Source organism: Streptomyces longispororuber, assembly GCF_014656095.1.
Classification (GTDB): domain Bacteria; phylum Actinomycetota; class Actinomycetes; order Streptomycetales; family Streptomycetaceae; genus Streptomyces; species Streptomyces longispororuber.
Map to the genome: position 1 here is coordinate 1 of NZ_BNBT01000009.1, position 22,232 is coordinate 22,232.

General features: G+C 73.6%; 21 protein-coding genes. 12 read left to right on the forward strand and 9 right to left on the reverse strand.

The window, feature by feature from the left end:
- The first annotated feature begins 611 nt into the window (after positions 1-611).
- The 4 genes from IE330_RS04890 to IE330_RS04905 all read left to right on the forward strand — a co-directional run bounded on the left by IE330_RS04890 (position 612) and on the right by IE330_RS04905 (position 5,779).
- Complete coding sequence (locus IE330_RS04890) at positions 612-1,061, forward strand: SSI family serine proteinase inhibitor (protein ID WP_373314572.1); 450 nt, start codon at positions 612-614, stop codon at positions 1,059-1,061.
- A gap of 280 nt (positions 1,062-1,341) precedes the next feature.
- Positions 1,342-1,989: a GNAT family N-acetyltransferase gene (locus IE330_RS04895; protein WP_190134603.1), complete on the forward strand. Its 648-nt coding sequence runs from the start codon at positions 1,342-1,344 to the stop codon at positions 1,987-1,989.
- Positions 1,990-2,099: 110 nt separating this feature from the next.
- Positions 2,100-3,503 carry a dihydrolipoyl dehydrogenase gene (lpdA, locus tag IE330_RS04900; RefSeq protein ID WP_190134604.1) on the forward strand — a complete coding sequence of 468 codons (1,404 nt, stop codon included), beginning with the start codon at positions 2,100-2,102 and terminating at the stop codon, positions 3,501-3,503.
- Between the two features lie 128 nt (positions 3,504-3,631).
- The gene (locus IE330_RS04905) at positions 3,632-5,779 is read left to right on the forward strand and encodes an MMPL family transporter (RefSeq protein ID WP_190134605.1); all 2,148 of its coding nucleotides are present in this window, start codon (positions 3,632-3,634) and stop codon (positions 5,777-5,779) included.
- On the opposite strand, the gene IE330_RS04910 is transcribed toward IE330_RS04905, so the two are convergent.
- Entirely contained in the window at positions 5,768-7,162 is a 1,395-nt protein-coding gene (locus tag IE330_RS04910; protein ID WP_190134606.1) for an MFS transporter, read from the reverse strand. The two genes, IE330_RS04905 and IE330_RS04910, sit on opposite strands and share 12 nt — an antisense overlap.
- Before the next feature lie 38 nt (positions 7,163-7,200).
- Complete coding sequence (locus IE330_RS04915) at positions 7,201-8,013, reverse strand: isocitrate lyase/PEP mutase family protein (protein WP_190134607.1); 813 nt, start codon at positions 8,011-8,013, stop codon at positions 7,201-7,203.
- A 363-nt stretch (positions 8,014-8,376) separates the two neighbouring features.
- Here IE330_RS04915 and IE330_RS04920 point away from each other — a divergent pair, with 363 nt between their 5' ends.
- Entirely contained in the window at positions 8,377-8,541 is a 165-nt protein-coding gene (locus IE330_RS04920; RefSeq protein ID WP_190134608.1) for a hypothetical protein, read from the forward strand.
- On the opposite strand, the gene IE330_RS39990 is transcribed toward IE330_RS04920, so the two are convergent.
- The 3 genes from IE330_RS39990 to IE330_RS04935 form a co-directional block, all read right to left on the reverse strand.
- Entirely contained in the window at positions 8,513-8,824 is a 312-nt protein-coding gene (locus IE330_RS39990) for a transposase (protein WP_190134609.1), read from the reverse strand. The two genes, IE330_RS04920 and IE330_RS39990, sit on opposite strands and share 29 nt — an antisense overlap.
- An 83-nt stretch (positions 8,825-8,907) precedes the next feature.
- A complete protein-coding gene (locus IE330_RS39995) occupies positions 8,908-9,429 on the reverse strand; it encodes a transposase (protein WP_373314568.1) in 522 nt (173 codons plus the stop codon).
- Between the two features lie 184 nt (positions 9,430-9,613).
- Positions 9,614-10,171 carry a GNAT family N-acetyltransferase gene (locus IE330_RS04935; protein ID WP_190134610.1) on the reverse strand — a complete coding sequence of 186 codons (558 nt, stop codon included), beginning with the start codon at positions 10,169-10,171 and terminating at the stop codon, positions 9,614-9,616.
- A 1,374-nt stretch (positions 10,172-11,545) separates the two neighbouring features.
- On the opposite strand from IE330_RS04935, the gene IE330_RS04940 reads away from it, so the two are divergent.
- From IE330_RS04940 to IE330_RS04950, 3 genes are all read left to right on the forward strand, one after another.
- The gene (locus IE330_RS04940; protein WP_190134611.1) at positions 11,546-12,100 is read left to right on the forward strand and encodes a hypothetical protein; all 555 of its coding nucleotides are present in this window, start codon (positions 11,546-11,548) and stop codon (positions 12,098-12,100) included.
- Positions 12,101-12,563: 463 nt separating this feature from the next.
- A complete protein-coding gene (locus IE330_RS04945; RefSeq protein WP_229925390.1) occupies positions 12,564-13,211 on the forward strand; it encodes a class F sortase in 648 nt (215 codons plus the stop codon).
- A gap of 257 nt (positions 13,212-13,468) precedes the next feature.
- On the forward strand, positions 13,469-13,720 hold the full coding sequence (locus tag IE330_RS04950) for a hypothetical protein (protein WP_190134612.1): 252 nt from the start codon (positions 13,469-13,471) through the stop codon (positions 13,718-13,720).
- Here the strand turns inward: IE330_RS04950 and IE330_RS04955 are convergent.
- Positions 13,707-14,462 (reverse strand): HAD family hydrolase, encoded by a 756-nt coding sequence (locus tag IE330_RS04955; protein WP_190134613.1) that lies wholly within the window; start codon positions 14,460-14,462, stop codon positions 13,707-13,709. The two genes, IE330_RS04950 and IE330_RS04955, sit on opposite strands and share 14 nt — an antisense overlap.
- Positions 14,463-14,826: 364 nt before the next feature.
- Between IE330_RS04955 and cpt the strand changes: the two genes are divergently transcribed.
- The gene (gene cpt / locus IE330_RS04960) at positions 14,827-15,372 is read left to right on the forward strand and encodes a chloramphenicol phosphotransferase CPT (RefSeq protein WP_229925391.1); all 546 of its coding nucleotides are present in this window, start codon (positions 14,827-14,829) and stop codon (positions 15,370-15,372) included.
- Between the two features lie 145 nt (positions 15,373-15,517).
- Here cpt and IE330_RS04965 read toward each other — a convergent pair whose 3' ends face one another.
- Positions 15,518-16,459: a peptidoglycan recognition protein family protein gene (locus IE330_RS04965; RefSeq protein ID WP_229925392.1), complete on the reverse strand. Its 942-nt coding sequence runs from the start codon at positions 16,457-16,459 to the stop codon at positions 15,518-15,520.
- A 327-nt stretch (positions 16,460-16,786) separates the two neighbouring features.
- On the opposite strand from IE330_RS04965, the gene IE330_RS04970 reads away from it, so the two are divergent.
- Both IE330_RS04970 and IE330_RS04975 read left to right on the forward strand, forming a co-directional pair.
- Complete coding sequence (locus tag IE330_RS04970; RefSeq protein ID WP_190134614.1) at positions 16,787-17,203, forward strand: YciI family protein; 417 nt, start codon at positions 16,787-16,789, stop codon at positions 17,201-17,203.
- Between the two features lie 38 nt (positions 17,204-17,241).
- The gene (locus IE330_RS04975; RefSeq protein WP_190134615.1) at positions 17,242-18,471 is read left to right on the forward strand and encodes an RNA polymerase sigma factor; all 1,230 of its coding nucleotides are present in this window, start codon (positions 17,242-17,244) and stop codon (positions 18,469-18,471) included.
- Here IE330_RS04975 and IE330_RS04980 read toward each other — a convergent pair.
- On the reverse strand, positions 18,441-19,394 hold the full coding sequence (locus IE330_RS04980) for a LysR family transcriptional regulator (RefSeq protein WP_190134616.1): 954 nt from the start codon (positions 19,392-19,394) through the stop codon (positions 18,441-18,443). The genes IE330_RS04975 and IE330_RS04980 overlap by 31 nt on opposite strands.
- A 349-nt stretch (positions 19,395-19,743) precedes the next feature.
- Between IE330_RS04980 and IE330_RS04985 the strand changes: the two genes are divergently transcribed.
- On the forward strand, positions 19,744-20,004 hold the full coding sequence (locus tag IE330_RS04985; protein WP_190134617.1) for a plasmid mobilization protein: 261 nt from the start codon (positions 19,744-19,746) through the stop codon (positions 20,002-20,004).
- An 80-nt stretch (positions 20,005-20,084) separates the two neighbouring features.
- Here IE330_RS04985 and asnB read toward each other — a convergent pair whose 3' ends face one another.
- The gene (gene asnB, locus IE330_RS04990; protein WP_190134618.1) at positions 20,085-21,926 is read right to left on the reverse strand and encodes an asparagine synthase (glutamine-hydrolyzing); all 1,842 of its coding nucleotides are present in this window, start codon (positions 21,924-21,926) and stop codon (positions 20,085-20,087) included.
- Positions 21,927-22,232 lie beyond the last annotated feature (306 nt).

Consider the following 22,232-nt stretch of genomic DNA (forward strand, 5'->3'; position numbering starts at 1 on the left):
GCCGCCGGGGCGCCGCTGCCGGAGGCCGAGCGCCGGGACGTGGACCGCGCGGCGGCCGCGGCCCGCGCCCACCTCGGCGAGCGGTCGTACACAACCGCGTTCGCCGCGGGGCAGCGGCTCAGCCCTCTGGCGGCGCACCGCCTGACCGTCCGGCCGTAACTCCCGGACCTGGCCTTTTCCCTCGTTTCGACCCCGTGCCACCACGCGCCCCACGCCGCCGTCGGGCCTCCACGACCCCTCGGTTATCCGGTGGGCGCCCGCCTGGTCAAGCACCGGTTTCCGGTCGAAGCCCACGCCACGAAAAAAGACCGACCGCTTATTCTCGCAGGTCAGACAGTTGTTCGCGGTTTTACGACCCATGTCAAATCGGTGCACGGAGCATGGATGGGCGCGCTCCCGCAGTCGCTGAGCTGCCCGAACGGCTGTCCGGGCCACGCTCAGCGGACGCCCCCATCCGGAAATCGACCATGGGTTTGCTGCTCACTCAGCGCACTTGCCAGACTCCCCAACGCAACCGCCGCTACGGCACGCAACCCGTCCGTAACGCGCAGCAGTATCGGTACGCAACACCCCTTTCCGTACCACTCACCAGAAGTTGAAGGAGCATGACAGTGCGTCACCACCTGAAGACCGTGAGCGCGGCCGCGGCCGTGGCCGCCGGAGTCCTGACCGTCACCGCGGTCACGACAGGCGCGGCCCAGGCCGCCACGCCGAAGCCGCAGGGCCTGTACGCGCCCTCGGACCTGGTGCTCACCGTCGGCCAGGGCGAAGACGCCGCAACGGCCACGGTGCAGCGTGCGGTCACCCTGACCTGCGCCCCCACGGCCAAGGGCACCCACCCCGCCCCCCGCGCCGCGTGCGCGGAGGCCGCGGCCGTGGGCGCGCAGTTCGAGGCCCTCGTGGACAAGTCGCCCCAGGGCGTCTGTACCAAGGAGTGGAACCCGGTCGTCATCTCCGTGAGCGGTGTCTGGCAGGGCAAGCACGTCGCGTGGTCCACCACGTTCGGCAACCCCTGCATGAAGGACGCGGCGCTCACCGAGGGGGCCCTCCTGAACTTCTGACGGACCCCCGTCCCCCTTGACCCCTCGGCACGCCTTTCGTGGGGGGAGGCAGCCGAGGTACGCGGCCCCCGATGTCCCGAGCATCGGGGGCCGCACAATGCCGTCCGCCGGGCCGTTCCGGGCCCCGCGGCACGCAGGCGCCTCCCTGCGCACGGGTCGCCCGCGAACGGCGGCGCCCGGACGTCGTACGCGCGGGGCGGGAAGGGTTCACCGCCCCCGCCGGTTGCCGAGGAACGGAACCGGCGCCCGGCCGGTCCCCTCGTCCCGCCGAAGGAACCGTATGAGCGCCACCGGAGCCCCCGGTACCGAGCCGCCGCCCCCGCACCTCCGGCCCACCGAAGACACCACCGAGGACACCACCGGAGACCCCGTCGGGGCCCCCGTCGGAGACTCCGGCCCCCCGCGGCTCCTCACCGCCGAACCCCTCGCCACCGCCCGCCTCCTCCTCGAACCCCTGCGCCTCGCGCACGCCGAGGAGATGGCCGTCGTCCTGTCCGACCCGGCCCTGTACGCGTTCACCGGCGGGAGCCCGGAGGACGCGGCGGCCCTGCGCGCCCGCTACGCGCGCGTGCTGGCCGGTGCGCCCGAGCCGGGCGTGTCCTGGTGCAACTGGGTGCTCCGGCTGCGCTCCGACGGCCGGCTCGCGGGCTACGTCCAGGCCACCGTCGTCCCCGGGAACGCCCCGGGCGCGGGGACCGCCGAGGTCGCCTGGGTGGTGGGCCGCCCCTGGCAGGGGCGCGGCCTCGCCGCGGAGGCGGCGCGGGCCCTGGTGGCGGACCTGCTCGGCCGCCCCGAGGTGACGGCGGTCGTCGCGCACGTCCACCCCGGCCACGCGGCGTCCGCCGCCGTGGCCCGCGCCGCCGGGCTCACGCCCACCGCCGAACGCCAGGGCGGCGAGGTCAAGTGGCTGCGCGTACGAGAACCTTGAGGGGTACGGACACCGACCCGCCCCCCACCCGGGGGCCCGCATGACGGATGATCGTGGCAGCCAGACCACACGGCTGCCCACAGCACCGCAACGCAGAGAGGAACCACCCCATGGACGATCGCTTCGACGTCGTCGTACTCGGAGCAGGACCCGGCGGCTACGTTGCCGCCATCCGCGCCGCCCAACTGGGCAAGCGGGTCGCGGTCGTGGAGGAGAAGTACTGGGGCGGCGTCTGCCTCAACGTGGGCTGCATCCCGACGAAGGCCCTCCTGCGCAACGCCGAGCTGGCCCACCTGTTCACGCACGAGGCCAAGACGTACGGCATCAAGGTCGACGGCGAGGTGTCCTTCGACTACGGCGAGGCGTTCCGGCGCAGCCGCACGGTCGCGGACGGCCGCGTCAAGGGCGTCCACTTCCTGATGAAGAAGAACAAGATCACGGAGTTCGACGGCCGGGGCACCTTCCTGGACGCCCACACCCTCCAGGTGGCCAAGTCCGACGGCACCACGGCCACGATCGGCTTCGAGAACTGCGTCATCGCGACGGGCGCCACGCCGAAGCTGCTGCCCGGCACGCGCCGCAGCGAGCGCGTGGTGACGTACGAGGAGCAGATCCTCGCCGACGAGCTGCCGCGGTCCGTGGTGATCGCGGGCGCGGGCGCCATCGGCATCGAGTTCGCGTACGTGCTGCACAACTACGGCGTGAAGGTCACCATCGTCGAGTTCCTGGACCGGATGGCGCCCCTTGAGGACGCGGACGTCTCCAAGGAGCTGGCCAAGCAGTACCGCAAGCTCGGCATCGACGTGCTGACCTCCACCCGCGTGGAGTCCATCGACGAGTCGGGCGAGCAGGTCCGGGTGACCGTGACCGGCAAGGACGGCGCCCAGCAGGTCCTGGAGGCCGACAAGGTGCTCCAGGCCATCGGCTTCGCGCCGAACGTCACCGGGTACGGCCTGGAGGCCACGGGCGTGGCGCTCACCGAGCGCGGCGCCATCGAGGTCGACGGCCGCTGCCGGACGAGCGTGCCGCACCTCTACGCCATCGGCGACGTGACCGCCAAGCTGATGCTGGCGCACACCGCCGAGTCCATGGGCGTCGTGGCCGCCGAGACCCTCGCGGGCGCGGAGACCATGGAGCTCGACTACGCGATGATCCCGCGCGCCACCTACTGCCAGCCGCAGATCGCGAGCTTCGGCTACACCGAGGAACAGGCCCGGGACCTCGGCTACGACGTGAAGGTCGCCAAGTTCCCCTTCACGGCCAACGGCAAGGCGCACGGCCTCGGCGACTCCACCGGCTTCGTGAAGCTCATCAGCGACGCGAAGTACGGCGAGCTCATCGGCGGCCACCTCATCGGCCCCGACGTCACCGAGCTGCTGCCCGAGCTGACCCTCGCCCAGCAGTGGGACCTCACGGTGCACGAGGTGGCCCGCAACGTGCACGCCCACCCGACGCTGGGCGAGGCCGTCAAGGAAGCCGTGCACGGCCTGGCCGGACACATGATCAACTTCTGACGCCGCGCGCACCTCCCCGCCCCCCGGGAGCCGCCCCGCCCGGTGGCTCCCGAGTGGCGACCCCGCATGACCCGGCCGATGCTGGGCAGGATGCGGAACGCCTCGGGGGCGAGGAGAGGCAGTGGGACATGTTCTCTGCGTTGGGCCGATTCGTGATCCGCCGGCCGTGGTGGATCGTCCTTGCCTGGATCGTCGCCGCCGGTGCCGTCATCTCGCTGGCACCCAAGCTCACCTCCAGCAGCGACGAGGCGAGCTTCCTGCCCGAGCACTACGAGTCCATCCGCGCCTCCGACGTGCAGGAACGGGACTTCCCGCAGCAGCGGAACGTCGGCGCGGTCATCGTCTTCCAGCGCTCCGACGGCGGCCGGCTCACGGCCGCCGACTCCGCGGACGTCGTCCGCGTCTCCAAGGATCTCGCCGCCCGGGGGATCGAGGACGTCCAGGCCGTCACGCCCGGCGAGGTGTCGCCGAACAAACGCGTGCAGACGTCCGTCGTGGCCATGCCGAAGGTCACCAACCCCGAGGAGACCACCCAGCAGGACGCGGTCGAACAACTGCGCAAGGACCTGAAGGCACAGCTCAAGGGCTCCGACCTCGACGCGGGCATCACCGGCGGCGCGGCGCAGGCGCTGGACGAGCGGGACGCGTCCGAGCGGGCCGGGGTCCTGGTCGGCGTCGGCACGATCGTCATCATCGTCGTCCTGCTGCTCGTCATCTTCCGCAGCCCCATCATCGCGCTGCTGCCGGTCGTGCTCATCGGCCTCGTCTCACCGATGGCGACGGGACTGATCGCCTCCGCGAACAAGGCCTTCGACATGAAGGCCGACTCCTCCATCCAGGAACTGCTGACCGTCGTCCTGTTCGGCGTCGGCACCGACTACATCCTGTTCCTGCTGTTCCGCTACCGCGAGGCGCTGCGGGCGGGCGAGGACCCCAAGGGCGCCATGGTGCACGCCGTGGAGCGGGTCGGTGAGGCCATCACCTCCGCCGCGGGCGCCGTCATCGTCGCCTTCGCCGCGCTGACGCTGTCCACGCTCGGCATGCTGCGCTCGATGGGCCCCGCCCTCGCCATCGCCGTCTTCCTCACGCTGGTCGCCGGGCTGACGCTCGTGCCCGCCGTGGTGTCGCTGCTCGGTACGCGGGTCTTCTGGCCGTCGAAGTCGTACCGGAGCGAGCCGCACGGCACCGGCTTCGCCCGGCTCGGGGCGTCCATCGCCCGCAAGCCCGCGGTGTGGGCCGTGGTCTCCGGGCTGTTCATGGGCGCGCTGGCGCTCGGCGCGCTCGGCTACAAGGCCAACTTCGACCTCGCCGGGTCCTCGCTGCCCGAGGACAAGGAGTCCATCGTCTGGCAGGACAACCTGGAGAAGGGCTTCCCCGCGGGCAGTACGGACCCCACCTCCGTGTACCTGACGTCGACGGGCGACGGGCCGCTGCCCGAGGGGCAGCCGGCCGCGTTCCGGGCGAAGCTGAAGGCCGTTGAGGGCGTGGGCTCGGTGACGGCGCCACGGGTCAGCGAGGACGGGACGACCGCGGCGTACTCGGTGGTCCTCGCCGACCCGCCCGCCTCCGACAAGGCCCTCGCCACCGTCAAGGACCGGCTGCGGCCCGACGCCCACGAGGCGGCACCGCCGGGGACGAACGCGCTGGTGGGCGGCGTGACGGCGGTGTACGTCGACATCAACAAGGCCGTGGACCGCGACTACTCGGTCGTCTTCCCGGTGGCGGCGCTCGCCATCATGGTGATCCTGGGGCTGCTGCTGCGCAGCCTGGTGGCGCCGTGGTACCTGATGCTGTCGGTCGCGCTCGGGTTCGGCGCGACGCTCGGCGCGACCTCCCTGCTGTTCCAGCGGATCGGCGACCAGCCGGGCCTGATGTTCATGCTGCCCGTGATCATGTACTTGTTCGTGGTCGCGCTCGGCACGGACTACAACATCCTCATGGTCTCCCGGCTGCGCGAGGAGGCCCGCGCGGGACGCGACCCGAACGACGCGGCGGGCACGGCGGTACGGCACTCCGGCCCCACCATCGGCTCGGCCGGCGTGATCCTGGCGGGCACCTTCGCCACGCTGATGCTCGCGGGCAACTCGACGCTGTCGCAGATGGGTTTCTCCCTCTCCTTCGGCATCGTGATCGCCGCGTTCGTCATGGCGCTGCTCTTCACGCCCGCGCTGACGGCCCTGATCGGGCACGCCGCGTGGTGGCCAGGGCACGGGGACGAGGCCCCCGCGGCCGCGGCGGGCCGACGGGACCGCGGGCGCACGGAGTCACGCCGCTGACTCCTGGCGGCCCGCCCGTGACCTGCCGAGGCCCGTGGCGGTGGCCGTGAGGGCCACCGCCACCACGCACCCGCCCACGCCGAGGCACACCGGCCCGACGCCCCACGCCCCGGCCGCCGCGGTGACGGCGGCGGCGCCGAGCGGGCCGAGCGCGTTGTGCGTCGTCCAGAACGCCGAGGTGACCCGGCCAAGGAGGTGGCCGGGCGTCACCTCCTGGCGCAGGGACATGGAGCAGATGCCGGCGACACCGGTGCAGAACAGCACCACGGCGACGAGGACCGCCACGGCGGGCACGTTCCCCGTAAGGCCCAGGGTGGCCACCGCGAGCCCGGCGGCCACGTGGACGGCGACCCAGCTCGGGCCGAACCCGAGGCGCCGGCGCATCCGATCCACGGCGAACGACGCGCCCAGCGTGCCGAGCGTCCCCGCGGTCAGGACGTAGCCGACGGTGGAGTCCCCGTGGCCCAGGCCCTGCTTGACGTGGTAGACGACGACGTCGGTCAGGCCGTAGGTGAGGAACGTGACCAGCGCGAGCAGCACCGTCAGCGGCCGCAGCACCGGGTGCCGCCACAGGAAACGCGCCCCGGCGAGGAACTCCGCGCGCACGCCGCCGCGTTCACCGTGCGGTTGGCCTCGCCGACCCTGCTCGTCCCCTTTACGTTCCCGTCCGTCTTCCTGGCCCGGGGCGGCGCCCGTCGGCCGCGCCGGGACGCCGGGTTCCTCGGCCGTCGGCCGCGCCGGGACGCCGGGGATCTCACCCGTCGGCCGCATGCGGACGAAGAGGATGCCGACCGCCGACACCGCGAAGGTCGCGGCGTCGATGGCCAGGGCGGCGGCGGGCCCGGACGCGGCGGCGACGAACCCGGCGAGCATCGGCCCGCCCGCGCTCGCGACCGCGTACGCGCCGAACAGATGGCTGTTGGCCTTGAGTATCTGCCCGGGCCCGACGATGGCCGGTACGACGGTCACGTACGCCACCTGGAACAGCATCGAGAACACCGCGGCGACCGGCACCACCGTGTAGAGCAGCCACAGCGGCGTCGCGAACAGCCACACCAGCGGCACCACGCCGATCAGCGCGCAGCGCGCGACGTCGGTGAGCGCGAGCAGGCGGCGCCGGTCCACGCGGTCGGCGACCACGCCCGCGAACAGGCCGGTGACGATCGAGGCGAGCCCGGTGAGGCCGGTGACCAGGCCCATCTGCGCCACCGAGCCGGTCTGGTGCAGTACGAGGAGCGGGATCGCCACGTGCGAGAAGGAGTCCCCGAGCGCGGACAGGCACTGGAGGGCCAGGAACAGCCGGTAGTTGGGGTCCGCCCACAGGGGGGCCGGGCCGGTGCGCGCCGTCCGCGGCGTACGGCGCGATGTCCCCCGGTGTACCATCCGCCCCTCCCCCAACCCCGAGCCGTAGTCGGACCGAACTAGCGCGCCCCTCCCGGCACTTGCCGCTCGTAGGCCGCCGCGAGATCTTGTGCGTCGGCGTACGAGAGTACGTCGCCGGGGCCCGTGGCGCCGCGCAGGAAGCCCTGGGCCACGTCCACCGCCTGCTGCACGGCGGCGCGGAACAGCAGCGACCCGGTGCTCACGCGGCGTACACCAAGGCCGGCCAGTCGCTCGGGGGTCGGCCCGCCCGGGGCGTACAGGACGTTCAGCGGCACGGTGAGGGAGGCGGCGAGCTCCGCGATGACGGTCTCGTCGCGGACACCGGGCACGAACACGCCGTCCGCGCCCGCCTCTTGGTACGCGGTCACGCGCCGCGCGGCCTCGGGGGCCCCGCCCGCGTCGAGCCAGTAGGCGTCCGTGCGCGCGTTGAGGAAGAGCGCAGGGACGGCCGCCTTCACCGCCCGGATCAGCGCGCACTGCGCCTCCACGGCGGCCAGGGTGCCGTCGGGGCGGCCGTCCTCCAGGTTGACCCCGACGACGCCCGCCGCGGCCAGGTCGCGGGCGAGGTCCACGACGTCGCCCGGGTGGTCGCTGAAGCCGCCCTCGACGTCGACGGTGATCAGGGCGGGCAGGCGGGCGATGCCGCGCGCCAGGCGCAGCGTCTCCTGCCGCGTGGAGCCGGTGGCGTCCGCCTTGCCCGCGGCGGCGGCCACGCCGAGGCTCGTCGTACCGATCGCGGGGAACCCGGCACGGGCGAGGGCGGCGGCGGACGCGTGGTCCCAGGCGTTGGGCAGCAGCAACGGTGCCCCGCTCCGGTGCAGGGCGCGAAAGGCTTCGTGGCGATCAGTCATGCGCCGCACTCTGCCAGAGGGGTGTGACAGGGGGCTGGCCGGTGGGGGCGTCTTCCTGGGCGCGTGGGGGGGGCGGGGCGGCGCGGGGTCTGGGTTCTGCCTTCTGCCTGGTCTTGCACCACACCACAGCGCCACCCCACACTCAGGGTCCCGGCGCACCTCCCGCCTGGACCCTGGCATGTGCGCGCCGGGAGGGGATGGGACAGACGCCCTCTCCTTCTCTCCGCAGATGCCTGGAGTCGTATCGCGCCGGCAAGGCGGACACGGGTGTCATGCCATTGGAGCCCAGCATGTGCGCGCGAGGCGCGGGTGAGGTGTGCTGAGCATTGTCCCTCAGCGTTCCTCCGGAGGCAGACCATGCGCATGCGTGCCACCATCACCGTCGCCGTCCTGGCCGTCACTCTGACGCTCTTCGGCGCCACAGCCGCCCACGCCGACCCCCTCCCGCCCGGAATCTTGCTTCCCGACATCAGCATCCCCGAGATCAAGCTCCCCGAGATCAAACTCCCCACGATCCCCGGTACCTGAAAGGCCGTCCCGCCGCCTCGACCTCGTGGGTATCGAGAACGGTGGCGACCGCGTGCGGGGAGGTGCCCATCTGGCAGCGGACCGCGCGCCGCAGCCGGTCGCGGATGTGCTTCCAGATGCCGCCGCGGGTCCAGCGGCGAAAGAAGCCGTGCACCGTCTGGTACGGGGTAACTCCCGCAGGCAGGGCACGCCAGCGGCAGCCCTCGAAGCGCACATGGCGCAGAGCGTCGACGATCTCCCGGAGCGGATGTGACTTCGGCCGCCGCCGCGCGCGGTGGTGCATGCGGGCGGCGGGAGCAGGGGCTGGATGACCGACCAGTCCTCGTCGGTGGTGTCCGAGGAGTAGCGCCGCCGCATCCCCGCACCTCAGGCGATCAGGTCGAGGGGGGCCTCGACCGCCTTGATCTGGGTGACGATGTACCGCACCCGCTTGCCACCCCCGCGCGGAAGGCGCACCACCAAGGCGCACGAGGCACCCACACCCGGTGGCCGTCCAGGGCCGGGACGGGAGGGTTTCGGTACACCGGCCGGGGGGCCTCCCTTCGTGCACGGGTTCCTGAACCCGCGGCCGCCCTTGGGGTTGGCCAGGCTGAACTCCTTGCGGAAGGGTGTCGGCCGCCGCATCACCCGATCTGAACGCAGCCGGCCGAGGGGCTCGACGGACAGGTCATCCAGCAAATGAGCAATGCGCGGAGCGTCGTATCCCGCGTCCAGCACAACCATGGCCTCTGGATCATCCGGTCGCCACTGACCGACGACGACGAGCCGCTCGACGACCTCACGGATCTGCACCGTGGTCACCGCGGCGACATCGGCACCGGGCTCCAGTCGGACCGCGCCCAGCGCCGCCGTCCAGGACGTGCGCCAGGTCTCCAGCGCGGCCACCACCGAGCAAGGCCAGCCGGACACCATCTGATGCTTGCCCGAGCACGAGATCGACCAGCGTCCGCACCGGCCCGTCCTCGCACAGCAGCGTGTCGCACGACTCGAACAGCGCGTCGCGCCGTGCGGTCAGACACGCGTACAACTCCGACCGGAAGTGTGACACTTCGACGCTGGTCTGGGCGGAGGCTCACAGTTCGCTCACCGAGTGGAGCTGGGCAAACTCGTCAGCGAGCAAGCCCATCATGACCAGATCGTGGTGCCGACCGGCGAAAAACACGTGATCGCGCAGACGGCCCTCCTCGACAAAGCCGAGCCGTCGATGAAGTGCCAGCGATGCCTCGTTGTGTGCGAAGATCCGCGCCTGGCATCTGTGATAGCGCCGCTCTGCGAACATGAAGCGCAGCAGCATGACCACGGCTTCTGCCGCGAAACCTTTGCGCCGATGTTCAGCGCCCATCGTGATGCCGTATTCGAACCAGCCCGCACGTGGATCAGCGTGGTGTGAGCCGACAGCACCGACTATTTCGCCCGTGCCGACGGCTTCGATCGCCAATCCGAAGCCGTCGCCATCGGACTTGGCAACCGCCTGCTCTTTCGCCCAAGTACGGAAGTTCTCGGCGGAACGGGGCGGTTGCAGCAGGTCCCCCAACCGCTCCTCGTCCACGACGAAGCGCATGAACGCCGTCCAGTCCTCGGGCTCGATACCGCGCAGACGCACCCGCTTGCCAGCCCAAAAAGATGTCATCCCCTATTCGATCACGCAGCATCGTGCGAAATCCAGACATTCGCCAGCCTCTGAAACCCTTTGTGACGTGGCACTTCAAGCCGGCCAAGCTTGGGCCGCGTTTGACCCCGGACGCTGAACGGCAAGCTGAGCTTGTCATTTAAGGCGCGGTGTCGAACGTGACTCGAATTTGAGCAGCGTTTCGCAGCACAGCGGACATGAAGGCGGCCTCCGTCTGGTCCTGTGCTCCGCCACAGAGACAGAGGAACCAGCACGAAGGCCGTGGTCGTGAGTTCGAGGCATCAGGACGCCCTGCGGCATGCCGGCAGTCGCGCCGGGGCACCGCCGCGGGCTCGGGGCCCCGTACGGCGCTCTCGCTGGAGACGGGCCGGACGTCGTGGACGGCAGTGATGGACGCGGTCCGTCCGGAGCCCGGCGCGGATGTCACCGCGGTGACCACGGGTTGGCCCTGGCCCGGCCGACCGCCAGGTTCGCCGAACCGTCGCTCTGCCCCCGTCATGACGTGGGCAGAGTCCTCGTCACCGGCGAGGCATACAGCCGCCCCGTCCACCACAGGAAGGGCACCCAGCCCAGGCGGACCGTCACTGGACTGTCAGATCAAACACCTAAGGGCGCGTTGCTACAGCAGTGATGCCGGACTCTCTCAGCTTGCGAGCCACGCGTTCCATCTCCGGAAGCGTTCCTGAGTAATCACCGTTCACCACGCGGCGCACCACGGCCTTGGCACTCGTCAGGTCAATACCGAGCTCAGCCCGCAGCACCCGCATGATGGCGACACCCTTGGCCGGACTGCTCACCCGCAGCCTCGCGGGACCATGCTCGGAGAGCATCTGCTTCCGCCGTTCCGCCGGCACGTCGCCACCGCACACGGCTACTGCGCATCCACAGGCGGAACACGTTGACTCAACGTCCCACCGCAAGCGGCCATCCACGAGGGCCTGAGTCCCCCAACACTCCAGCTCCGCACCGCAGTCCTGACACACCGCGGAGTACCTGACAGATTCGACAACCGCCTGCTCCATCCCACCCCCAACGGAGACGAGGTTAATCGACAAGCTGAGTTCTACCCGGCGGGAGGCGGGCCGTTCCCCGAGCGGGAAAGGGCGGACCGTCGCGGGGCCTGGTCCCCTGCCCGGTGGGGAGGCGAGCCCCCTCCCGAACACAAGGGCCAGGCGCTGCGGACCCCGTTTTCGGCCGGTGCGGAAGTGGGCCGTTCCCCCAGGAGGGCCGGGGCGGCGCGGACCCTGATCGGACGCCAACAGGAACCTGACAGGTTCCTCATAAGTTCGCGCCAGCCTGGCGACCGTGCCCGGCGGCACCGGTGTCCGCCCCCGCCGGGCCTCCCCTGCATACGAGCTGGAACGGAGCCCCACCATGTCCCACCGCCGCGCCCACGCCCGCCCCCGTGCCGCCCACGCACGCGCCCGCGCCGGTTCCCTGCGCGCCGCCGTCGTCGCCTCCGCCGTCGCCGCCGGGGTGCTCGGCGCCCCGTCCGCCGTCGCCTTCGCGTCCGAGTCGGCACCGAAGCCGAAGCCCACGGCCACCGAGAGCACGCCCGCGCCGGCCCCCGCGGAAGCCCAGGACGACGCGGCGAAGAAGCGGGCCGCCGCGAAGGAGGAGGCCAAGCGGGAGGCCGCGCCCAGGCCCGCGCCGCCGCGCGGTGGTGTCGCCGCGGGTGACAAGCCCGCCGCCGAGCCCACGGCGGAGCCGTCGGCCGCCCCCGGGACGCCCGAGCGGGCCACAGTGAACGCCCCGCGCGACCAGGCGGCCCCGGCGCCGCGGGGCGGGGTGGCCGCGGGTGAGCGCCCCACGGCGGGCGGCGACGACAACACCGTCGCGCTCCTGGGCTCGGCGGCGGGCATCGCCCTGGTCGCGGGCGCCGGCACGATGGCGCTGCGCCGCCGTGCCGCGGGCGGCATCCAGGGCTGACCTGCCCCCTCCGGCCCCCGGAAGGTGACCCGGCCGAGCCGTCGCTACCCGGCCATCGGAAGGCGACCTGGCCGGGACACCGCCTCCCCACCACCGGAAGCGGGCCCGGCCGGGCCACGGCTTCCAACCACCGGAAGGCGACCTGGTCCACCCATCACCACCCGGCCGCCAGAAGGCAACCCGGCCGGGGTCACCACCTCCCCACCACCAGAGGGCGAGCCAGCCGGGGGCCACCGCCCCCGACCACCGGAGGCCGGCCCGGCCGGGCCATCACCGCCCGGCCGCCGGAAGGCGACCCGGCCGGGCCTCCGTGCCGGGTCAAGCCCTGCCGGTCGTACCGCTGTCCGCGCCAGGGGCCCTTCCGGCCGGACCGTCCCTTTCCCCGCGGCCGGACCCGTGCGTCCGGCCCGAGCACGCGCGGTGGTGCCGCCTTCCGCGGCGGCGCCACCGCGCACGGAGCGCCATGTCACCGAAGAGCCCGCCGTCCCGGTCGTCCTCGTGGCTCCGCGGGCGTCCGTCCGGCGCCTGCGGCCTCGTCCTCGTCGTCTCCCTCGCCCTGGGCGGCTGTTCGGCCTCCGACGGGTCGTCCGGCGGCGCCGGGGCCCGGCCCTCCGCCGCGCGCACGTACGCGGTGGACGCGCCGCACTCGGCCGGTGCGGGCGAACCCGCCGCCCCCGTCCACGTGGCCATCCCGTCCATCGGCGTGAGCAGCCGCCTGATGCGGCTCGGCCTCAACCCGGACCGCACGGTCGAGGTGCCGCCCGCCGAGAAGGGCATGACGGCCGGCTGGTACACCGGCGGCGCGGTGCCCGGGCGGCGCGGGGCGGCCGTCATCATCGGCCACAACGACACACGCTTCGGCAAGGCCGTCTTCCACGACCTGAAGAAGGTGCGCGTGGGCGCGGACGTCGCCGTGCGCGACGCGCGCGGCAGGACCGTCCACTTCCGCGTCACCGCCACCGAGACCGCCCCCAAGAAGGCGTTCCCCACCGACCGCGTCTACGGCGCCACCGAGGCCCGTGCCCTGCGCCTCATCACCTGCGACGGCGCGTACGACCGCCAGGGCCACCCCGTGGACAACCTCATCGTGTACGCGACCGCGAAGCGCTAGCCGCCCTCCGGAGCGCGTGCGGGGGCGTGGGGCAGCACGCATGCGCCCTCCGGGCGCCCCCGCACGCGCTCCGCTCCTTCCCGTCCGGTCCGCTACGGCGTTCTGCCGGACCGGCCCGGCGCCCCGCGACGGGCCGCCCCGCCGGGTGGACACTGGTGCCCTCTCCTCGGGGGCAGCGCATGAAAAGCAGTCCGAGCACGACACAGCGAAGGGCGTCCCGGTCACAGCACCGGGCCGACGAGGCCAAGAAGGCCGCCTTGGCCGCGGCGATCGACATGGGCCTCTTCCTGACCGACACGGCAACGGGAGGCTTCGCCAGCCTGGCCAACCTCCTGCGCGTCGCGGTCACGGAGAGGCGGAACCACCAGGCCACCACCCATGCGGCCCGGGAAGGGCTCGCACGGCGGCGTGAGGCGGCGCGGGTACGGGACCGTGCCACCGTGGCGATCCTCGGCCTCGGCGCCGTCAAAGCGGCCGTCGCCGCCTTCCGGCGCTTCAGGGCCTTCTGAGGCCCGCGCGGCGCGGCAACCGCCCCGCCCAGCGCAGGAGTTCCGGTGCCGCCAGGCTCGGCCCCAGCCAGTCGTGGTCGAGGTCCGCCCCGGGCAGGGACGGCACGACCGCCACGCGCAGCCCGGCGGCGCGCGCCGCGGCGACGCCCGTGGCCGAGTCCTCGAAGGCGACCGAACGCCCCGGGTCCGCGCCGAGCGCGGCGCACGCCGCGAGGTAGAGGTCCGGCGCGGGCTTGGGCGAGCGCACCTCGTCGGCGGCGAACGACAACGGGAAGTACCGGGCGAGTCCGGCCGACTCCAGGGCCGTGTCGAGCAGTTCCCTGGTGCTGTTGCTGGCCACGGCGACGGGCACCGCCGCCCGGCAGGCCCGCACCAGGTCCACCGCCCCCGGCAGGGCCGCGGCGCCCCCGGCCAGTTCCCCGCGGACCCGGGCGAGGAGTTCCGCGGCGATCTCCGCACCGGCGCCGGGCCGCCCGAAGTACGCGGCCATCGCGTCCGCCGCCCCCTCCACGGTGCGGCCGAGTACCAGCGCCTTCTGCTCCGGGCCGAACGGGCGGCCGTGCGCGGCGAAGAGGGCCGACTCCGCGACGGACCAACAGGGCTCGGTGTCGACCAGCAGGCCGTCGCAGTCGAAGACCACGGCGTCGACGCGGTCCGGCAGGTCGTGCAGGTCGTGCAGGTCGTGTAGGTCGTGTACGTCGTGCAGGTCGTGTACGTCGTGCAGGTCGGGGAGTTCGCTCATGTCTGCGGTCCTCTGTCCTCTCGTGTGTCGTACGACCCGTCGGCCGCCGCCCGCCGCTCACAAGCGCGGTGCCAGGGCCGGAACCGGGGCCGGGAGCCGGGAGTCCCGTCGCCGCGCGAGCCCGCAGTGCGGCCAGGCGCAGCCGGACGCGGCCATGCGGCCAGATGCGGCCGGACGCCGCCACGGCGATCTTGGACGCTCACCCTACGGTCGAGCCCAGACGAAACTCCAGAATCCTGCCCGATAGCGGGCAGGAATGACGCTGTTCGCCGCCTCCCCGGCGGCTGTTCGGAGTCGATCGCGGTGGCAGCGAGCGGCAGAAAAGGCGATGAAAGCGAGGCGTACGGCGCCCTAGTGTGGCGGGGTGACGACGCGGATGATCATCCTCAACGGCGGTTCCAGCGCGGGGAAGTCAGGCATCGTGCGGTGCCTGCAAGCCGTGCTGCCGGACCCGTGGCTGGCCTTCGGCTGCGACGCCTTCGTCGACGCCCTGCCCGTGCGGACACGGGCGGCGGACGAGGGCATCACCATCGGGCCCGGCGGCGAGGTGGGCATCGGGGAGGACTTCCTGACGCTGGAGGCGGCCTGGCGACAGGGCGTCGCGGAGATGGTCCGCGCGGGCGCCCGCGTCATCATCGACGACGTCTTCCTCGGCGGAGCGGCGTCCCAGCAGCGGTGGCGGAAGGCCCTGGGTGACGTGTCCGCGCTGTGGGTCGGCGTCCGGTGCGACAGCGCGGTCGCCGCGGGCCGGGAGGTCGCCCGCGGCGACCGCGCTCCGGGCATGGCCGCCGCGCAGGCGCACGTGGTGCACCAGGGGGTGCGCTACGACCTGGAGGTGGACACGACACGGACCGAGTCGCTGGAGTGCGCGAGGACCATCGCCGCCCGACTGACCGGCTCCGGCACCTGAGCCGCCCCCGACGCCGCGCCCGACCGGGCGTCGGAGCACTCCCGACGCCGCGATCAACCGGGTACCTGAGCCGCCCTGGCCCCCGCGACCGGCAGAGCGCCTGAGCCACTCCCCCGGGCGCACGGGCCGAACCGCCGTATGCCGCCTACCGACCCCCCACCGCCCGCGCCCGCGCGTCCGTCCGGCCCTGGAGGTGTGCGGCCCGCTCCCGGATCGCGGGCAGTTCGGCGCGCAGCGCGGCGCCCGGGCAGGTGGTGGTGTAGCCGTCGGTGTGGCCGGCCACCGCGTCGAACTCGGCGCGGGTGCCCGCCGGGAACCGGCTGCCGCTGTTGCTGGACACCAGGTGGGACCGGCGCCGCGGGTCCACGTCCGCGAGGCCCAGCTTCCACGCGGCGAGCGCGGCGATGGCCTCCGTCATCGGCCGCGGCACCGGGGTGCCCGCGGTGAACGTACCGATCGCGGCGACGCCCGTCGTACGGTGGTTGAAGCCCTGGGTGTGCGCGCCCACCACGGGGCGGTCCACGCCGCCCGCGCGGCCCTCGTAGATGGTGCCGCAGCGGTCGACGAGGAAGTTGTAGCCGATGTCGTCGAAGAGGCGGGCCTCCGTCTGGCCCGCGGCCAGCCCGCGGATGATGCGCGGCGCGTCGGCGCAGTCGTACCCGTTCGGCGAGTCCGTGTGGTGCACGAAGACGGCGAGGACGGGACCGTCGTAGCGGACCGGCGGACGACTGCTCGGCGGACGGCCCGCCGACGGACGACCGCCCGACGGACGACCGCTCGACGGATGACTGCCCGACGGATGACCGCCCGGCGGACGGGCCCCGGGAGCGCGGGCCCCGGGAGGGCGCGCGCTCGGCGGGCGGCTCGCACGCGGGTCGCCGAGCCACCGCGCGCGGGGCACGATGGCCGGTCGTGGGGCGCGGCGGACCGCGTCGGCGCGCCGCCGTCCGTCGCGGTCGGCCGCCTGTTCCACGCCCACCGCGCCCAGCGCGACCGTCACCACGGCCACGAGCCCGGGCAGCCCCGCGAGGGCCACGCGCCCGGCACGCGGCAACCGCCCCGCCACCGTCTCCCACCAGGCACGCATGCCTCCCACTGTCCGGGCGGCCGCCGGGGGCCGCGCGTGGGGTGCGCCGGCCGGGTGACACGCGGGCGCGACCGGGCCGCACGGCCCGACGGAGCGCGACGACGGCCCCCGGAGGTCAGACGCGGCGATCCTCGGCGGCTCACGACGGCCCACGGCAGAGCAGGGACACGCGGGACACCGCGGAACACCATGGGACACCGAGCCAGGCCACCCGAGACCGGGCGGGAAAAAATCCGGGACAGTGTCGAGAAGAGGACATCCGCTCCGACGTCCCCTGTGAGAGTTGCCCACGAAGGGCGACGCGATCACCCACCCGAGGAGTGCGACATGAAGTATCTGGTGATGGTGCAGGGTGCACAGGCCGACTACGACGCCATGAGCGGCAAGGCCTCCGCGCACAGCCCCGCCTGGAGCGAGGAGGAGCTCCAGGCGATGTTCGCCTTCATGGGCGCCCTCAACGACGACCTCGCCGAGTCCGGTGAGCTCGTCGACGGCCAGGGGCTGACCGAACCGGCGCGGGCGCGCCTGGTCGGCCGGGGCGAGGACGGCCGCCCGGTCGTCACGGACGGCCCGTACGGCGAGACGAAGGAGGTTCTCGCGGGGTACTGGCTGCTGGAGTGCGAGAGCCTGGAGCGGGTCACGGAGATCGCCGCGCGGATCGCCGCGTGCCCGTGCCCCGAGGGCGCCCCGAACCCGCCGGTCGTCATCCGGCCGGTGCAGGAGGCGGACGGTGGAGACGTCTGACGGCGGGGACGCGTGCTGAGCGCGTACGGGACCCCGCAGTGATCCGCTGCCGCGCGGTCGAGGACCTGCTGCGCCTGCACGCGCCGCAGGTCCTCGGCGCGCTCGTGCGCCGCCACGGCCACTTCGCCGAGGCCGAGGACGCCGTGCAGGAGGCGCTGCTCGCCGCCGCCGGGCGGTGGCCGGAGCACGGCGTGCCCGACAACCCGCGCGGCTGGCTGATCCGGGTGGCGTCCCGGCGCCTGGTGGACCAGTTGCGCGCCGACGAGGCCCGGCGCCGCCGGGAGGAGAACGCCGTCCGGCTCGCCTCCCGCGAGGCCGTCGCCCCGCCGCCCGGCGAGAGCCGTGCCCCGTCCGCGGACGACACGCTCACGCTGCTCTTCCTGTGCTGCGACCCGGCGCTCACCCCGGCCGCGCAGATCGCCCTGACGCTGCGCGCCGTCGGCGGCCTCACCACGGCCGAGATCGCCCGCGCGCACCTGGTGCCGGAGGCGACGATGGCCCAGCGGGTCAGCCGGGCCAAGCAGAAGCTGCGGGGCGCGCCCTTCAGGCAGCCGGGGCCCGCCGACCGCGACCAGCGGCTCGCCGCCGTGCTCCAGGTCCTTTACCTGATCTTCAACGAGGGCTACACCGCGACGTCCGGCGCCGCCCTGCACCGCGCCGACCTGGCCCGCGAGGCGATCCGGCTCACCCGGGCCGTACGGCGGCTGCTGCCGCGCGAGGGCGCGGTGACGGGCCTGCTCGCGCTGATACTGCTCACCGACGCGCGCAGCGCCGCCCGCACCGGGCCGGACGGCGAGCTGGTGCCGCTGGACGAGCAGGACCGCACCCGGTGGGACGCCCGCGCGATCGCCGAGGGCACCGCCCTGGTGGAGGAGGCGCTGCGGCAGGGCCCGGCCGGCGCCTACCAGATCCAGGCGGCGATCGCCGCGCTGCACGACGAGGCGGCCCGCGCCGAGGACACCGACTGGCCGCAGATCCTCGCCCTGTACGACGTCCTGGTGCGCCGCGCCCCGGAACCGATGGCCGAGCTCGGCCGGGCCGTGGCCGTCGCCATGGTGCACGGGCCGCGCGCGGGGCTCGTCGAACTGGCCGACCTGGAGGGCCGGTTGACGGGACACCACCGGTTGCACGCCGTGCGCGCGCACCTCCTGGAGAAGGCGGGCGACACCGAGGGGGCCCGCGCCGCGTACCGGGCGGCGGCGCGGGCGACGCTCAGCGGGCCCGAGGTCCGCTACCTTCAGACGCGCGCGGCGCGGCTGGCCCCCTGACCGGGGCGCGCCTGCGGTGGCACCGCGCCCCCGCCGCCCGACGCGCAGTCCGCGGCCACCGTGTCCGCGAAGGCACGGGCCAGCGGGCTCAGCGCGTCCCAGCGGCGCACGGCCCAGCCGACGGAGAGCTTCGGCAGCTCCGGCACCGGTACGAGCCGCAGTCCGGGCGGGCCCGTCTCGCGCCAGCCGGGCAGCTCCGGCACGACGGCCTGGCCGACGCCGAGCTCGGTGAGCAGCAGCGCGGTGTCCCAGTCGGCGACGCTGGTGTGCCCTTCGGGGCACAGCCCCGCCGCGGCGAGCGCCGCGTCGAGCTGGGTGCGCGAGCTGGACGCCTCCGGGGGCCGGATGAGCTGCGCGGACGCCAGGTCGGCGAGCGAGGCGCGGCGCTTGGCGGCGAGCGGGTCGTCGGGGGTCACCGCGAGCACCCAGCGCAGGTCGGCGACGGGCCGCTGCTCGATGCCGCGCACGGGCGCGCCGATGGTGACCCACGCCAGGTCCAGGTCGTCGGCGGCGAGCGCGTCGAAGCAGGCGCGGCTGGAGCTCGCCGTCTGGAACTCCAGGGTGACCTGCGGGTAGCGCCGCCGGAAGCCGACGATCGCGTCCGCCATGAAGTGCCGCACGGTGGTGGCGCCCGTGGTCACGCGCACCCAGCCGCTCTCCCCGCGGACCAGGTCGCGCAGGCGGCGCAGCGCGAGGTCGATGCCGCCGATGCCGTCGGACGCGGCGGCGTGCAGGATGCGCCCCGCCGAGGTGGGCACGACACCGCGCGCGTGGCGTTCCAGGAGGCTGACGGAGAGCTCCCGCTCCAGGCGTTTGACGTGCTGGCTGACCGCCGACTGCGTACAGGACAGGTCGCGCGCCACGGCGCTGAGGCTGCCGGCGCGGCAGACGGCGATGAAGACACGGAGATCGTCGAGCGTCACGGCACCGAAGCTAGGGCGTTCCCGGCGCGATGGCCAGGCGGCCCCCGCGACGGCCGGGACCGGACCCGCCGGGAGGGGGCGCGGGTGCGCCGGGCCGGACGGCGGAACAGAGGTGACAGAGGTGAGGGCCCCGGCCGGACGGGGGAATCGCGGTCGGGACCCTCACCTAGTTCAACGGTGAAATAGGGAGGCCCGTTCCCTCGCACCCGTACGATCTTGTGTGATCTACGCGACACAGGCGAGCGCCGCGCCGGAGTGGCCCGCGCGACCGCTCCCCCGCGCGCCACCCCTTCGAGGGCAATATGACAACCCGTCCGCGCGGGACCGGGCAGGGCGGCATCATGCGTCCATGGACGGTGCCAAGCCTGTGCAGGTCTTGTTCCCACCCGACGAGTACGACGCCGTACGGCGGCACGCCGATGGGCTCGGCCTCACGGTCGCGGAGTTCATACGCCGCGTGGCGGCCGGGCACGTCCGGCGGGGCGACGAGACGCGCGGGCCCGGCGGCCTGGGGCGGGGCGCGGCCGTGCCGCCGGTGCGGCGCCGTCTGGACGCCTCGTCGACGCCCGCGCTGCAACGGTTCCTGGACACGCTCGCCACCGGTCCCTGACACCGGACGGCGACCCGCGGGGGCGGGCCGGGCGGCAGGTGTTCGCGCCGCCGGGCCCGCCCGTCGTCGTCCGGCCGGCGTCAGGCCAGGGCCACCTCCGGCTTGTACAGGTCGAACCAGACGGCCAGGTCGAGCGCCCGCTCCAGGCCGCGCCGGGAGGCCTGCCGGATCTGCGGCGCCTCCCGGTGCGCGAGGCGCCGCAGCGCCTCGCGGTCGACGAGGTCGAAGACCGGGTGCCCGGGCCGCGCCACCAGGTCCTTGGCGTGCTCCTGGAGCGCGAAGGCGTACTTCGGGTCCTGCGTGGAGGGGTACGGGCTCTTCACGCGGTCGTACACCGACTTCGGCAGCCGGTCCGCGGCGGCCTCCCGCAGCAGCGACTTCTCCCGGCCGTCGAAGGTCTTCAGGGCCCACGGCGCGTTGTAGACGTAGCCGACGAGGCGGTGGTCGCAGAACGGCACCCGCACCTCCAGGCCGACGGCCATGCTCGCGCGGTCTTTGCGGTCGAGCAGCACCCGGACGAACCGGGTCAGGTAGAGGTGGCTGATCGTGCGCATGCGGTACTCGAAGTCGCTCTCGCCGTCGAGCCGTTCGACCGCGGCGACGGCGCCCGCATAGCTGTCGCCGACGTACGCGGGCAGGTCCAGGGTGTCCAGGACGTCGCGGCGCAGCACGCCCGTGTCGTCGCCGAGGGTCTCGGCGTGCCGCACCAGCCAGGGGAAGGTGGTGCCCCGCCGCGCCTCCTCGTCGAAGAACTGGAGGTAGCCGCCGAAGACCTCGTCCGCCGACTCGCCGGACAGGGCGACCGTGGAGTGCTCGCGGATCGCCTGGAAGAGCAGGTACAGCGAGGCGTCCATGTCGCCGAAGCCGACGGGCATGTCGCGTGCGGTGAGCATCTTCGCGCGCACCTCGGGGTCGGCGAGCGCCTGCGCGTCGAGCACGATGTCGCGGTGGTCGGTGCCCGCGAGGCGGGCCACGTCGTGGGCGTACGGGGAGTCCGGCGTGGGCCGCAGCTCGTCGGCGACGAAGTGGTCGCTCTGGCCCGCGAAGTCCACGGAGAAGCTGCGCAGCGTCTCCCCCGCGTCCTTGAGCTGGTGGGCGGCGAGCGCCGACATCGCCGAGGAGTCGAGGCCTCCGGAGAGCAGGACGCAGCGCGGCACGTCGGACACGAGCTGGCGGCGCACGATGTCGTCGAGCAGCGAGCGCACGGTGGCCACGGTCTCGTCGCGGTCGTGCGGGTGCGGCCGGGTCTCCAGGCGCCAGTACGTACGGGTGCGCGTGCCCTCGCGGTCGACGGTGACGATCGTGCCGGGCTCGACCTCGCGCATGCCGTCCCAGACGGCGTGCCCCGGCGTCTTCACGAAGGCGAACACCTCGCGCAGCCCATCGGCGGTGACGCGGCGCCGGGCCAGCGGGTTCGCGAGGATCGCCTTGGGCTCGGAGCCGAAGAGCACGCCGTCGGACGTCGGGTGGTAGTAGAAGGGCTTGATGCCCATGCGGTCGCGCACCATGACCAGGCGCTCCCGGCGGCCGTCCCACACGGCGAACGCGTACATCCCGTTGAGCCGTTCCGCGACCGCCTCGCCCCACTGGAGGTAGCCGCGCAGGACGACCTCGGTGTCGGAGTCGGTGGTGAAGGCGTGTCCGAGCCCGGCGAGTTCGGCGCGCAGCTCGGTGAAGTTGTACGTCTCGCCGGAGTAGACCAGGGCGACCGTGCCGCCCGGCGTCGCGGCGGTCATGGGCTGGCGCCCGCCGACCAGGTCGATGATGGCCAGGCGGCGGTGGCCGAGCGCGGCGGGGCCCTCCGCCCAGACGCCGCGGTCGTCGGGGCCGCGGCAGGCCATCGTCTCCGTCATCGCGTCCAGGACCCGGCCCTCGGCGCGCAGGTCACGGTCGAACGAGACCCAGCCGGTGATGCCGCACATGAGGCTCCCTCCCGAGAAGTAGTTGTATCTAGCAGCTATATGCCCAGACTCCGCCTCCGCTCCCGTACGGTCAACGCGCCCGCGGCCCCGCGGACCCGCCCGACCCACCCGGTTTCGGCCGCGCGCGGGCGAAGGTCAAGGGGGTGCCATGACTGCGGGTCCGGGCTCCGCCGCGCCGCGGAGGGGCGCGCGGGGACGCCGGAGCGTCGGATTCCGGCCATCCGTAAAGATTTGCTCAACACATGTGCACACGTTGCTCAACGCGAGCGTCGGCCGCCACCCACGCGGAGGCGGGCCGCTGCTCGA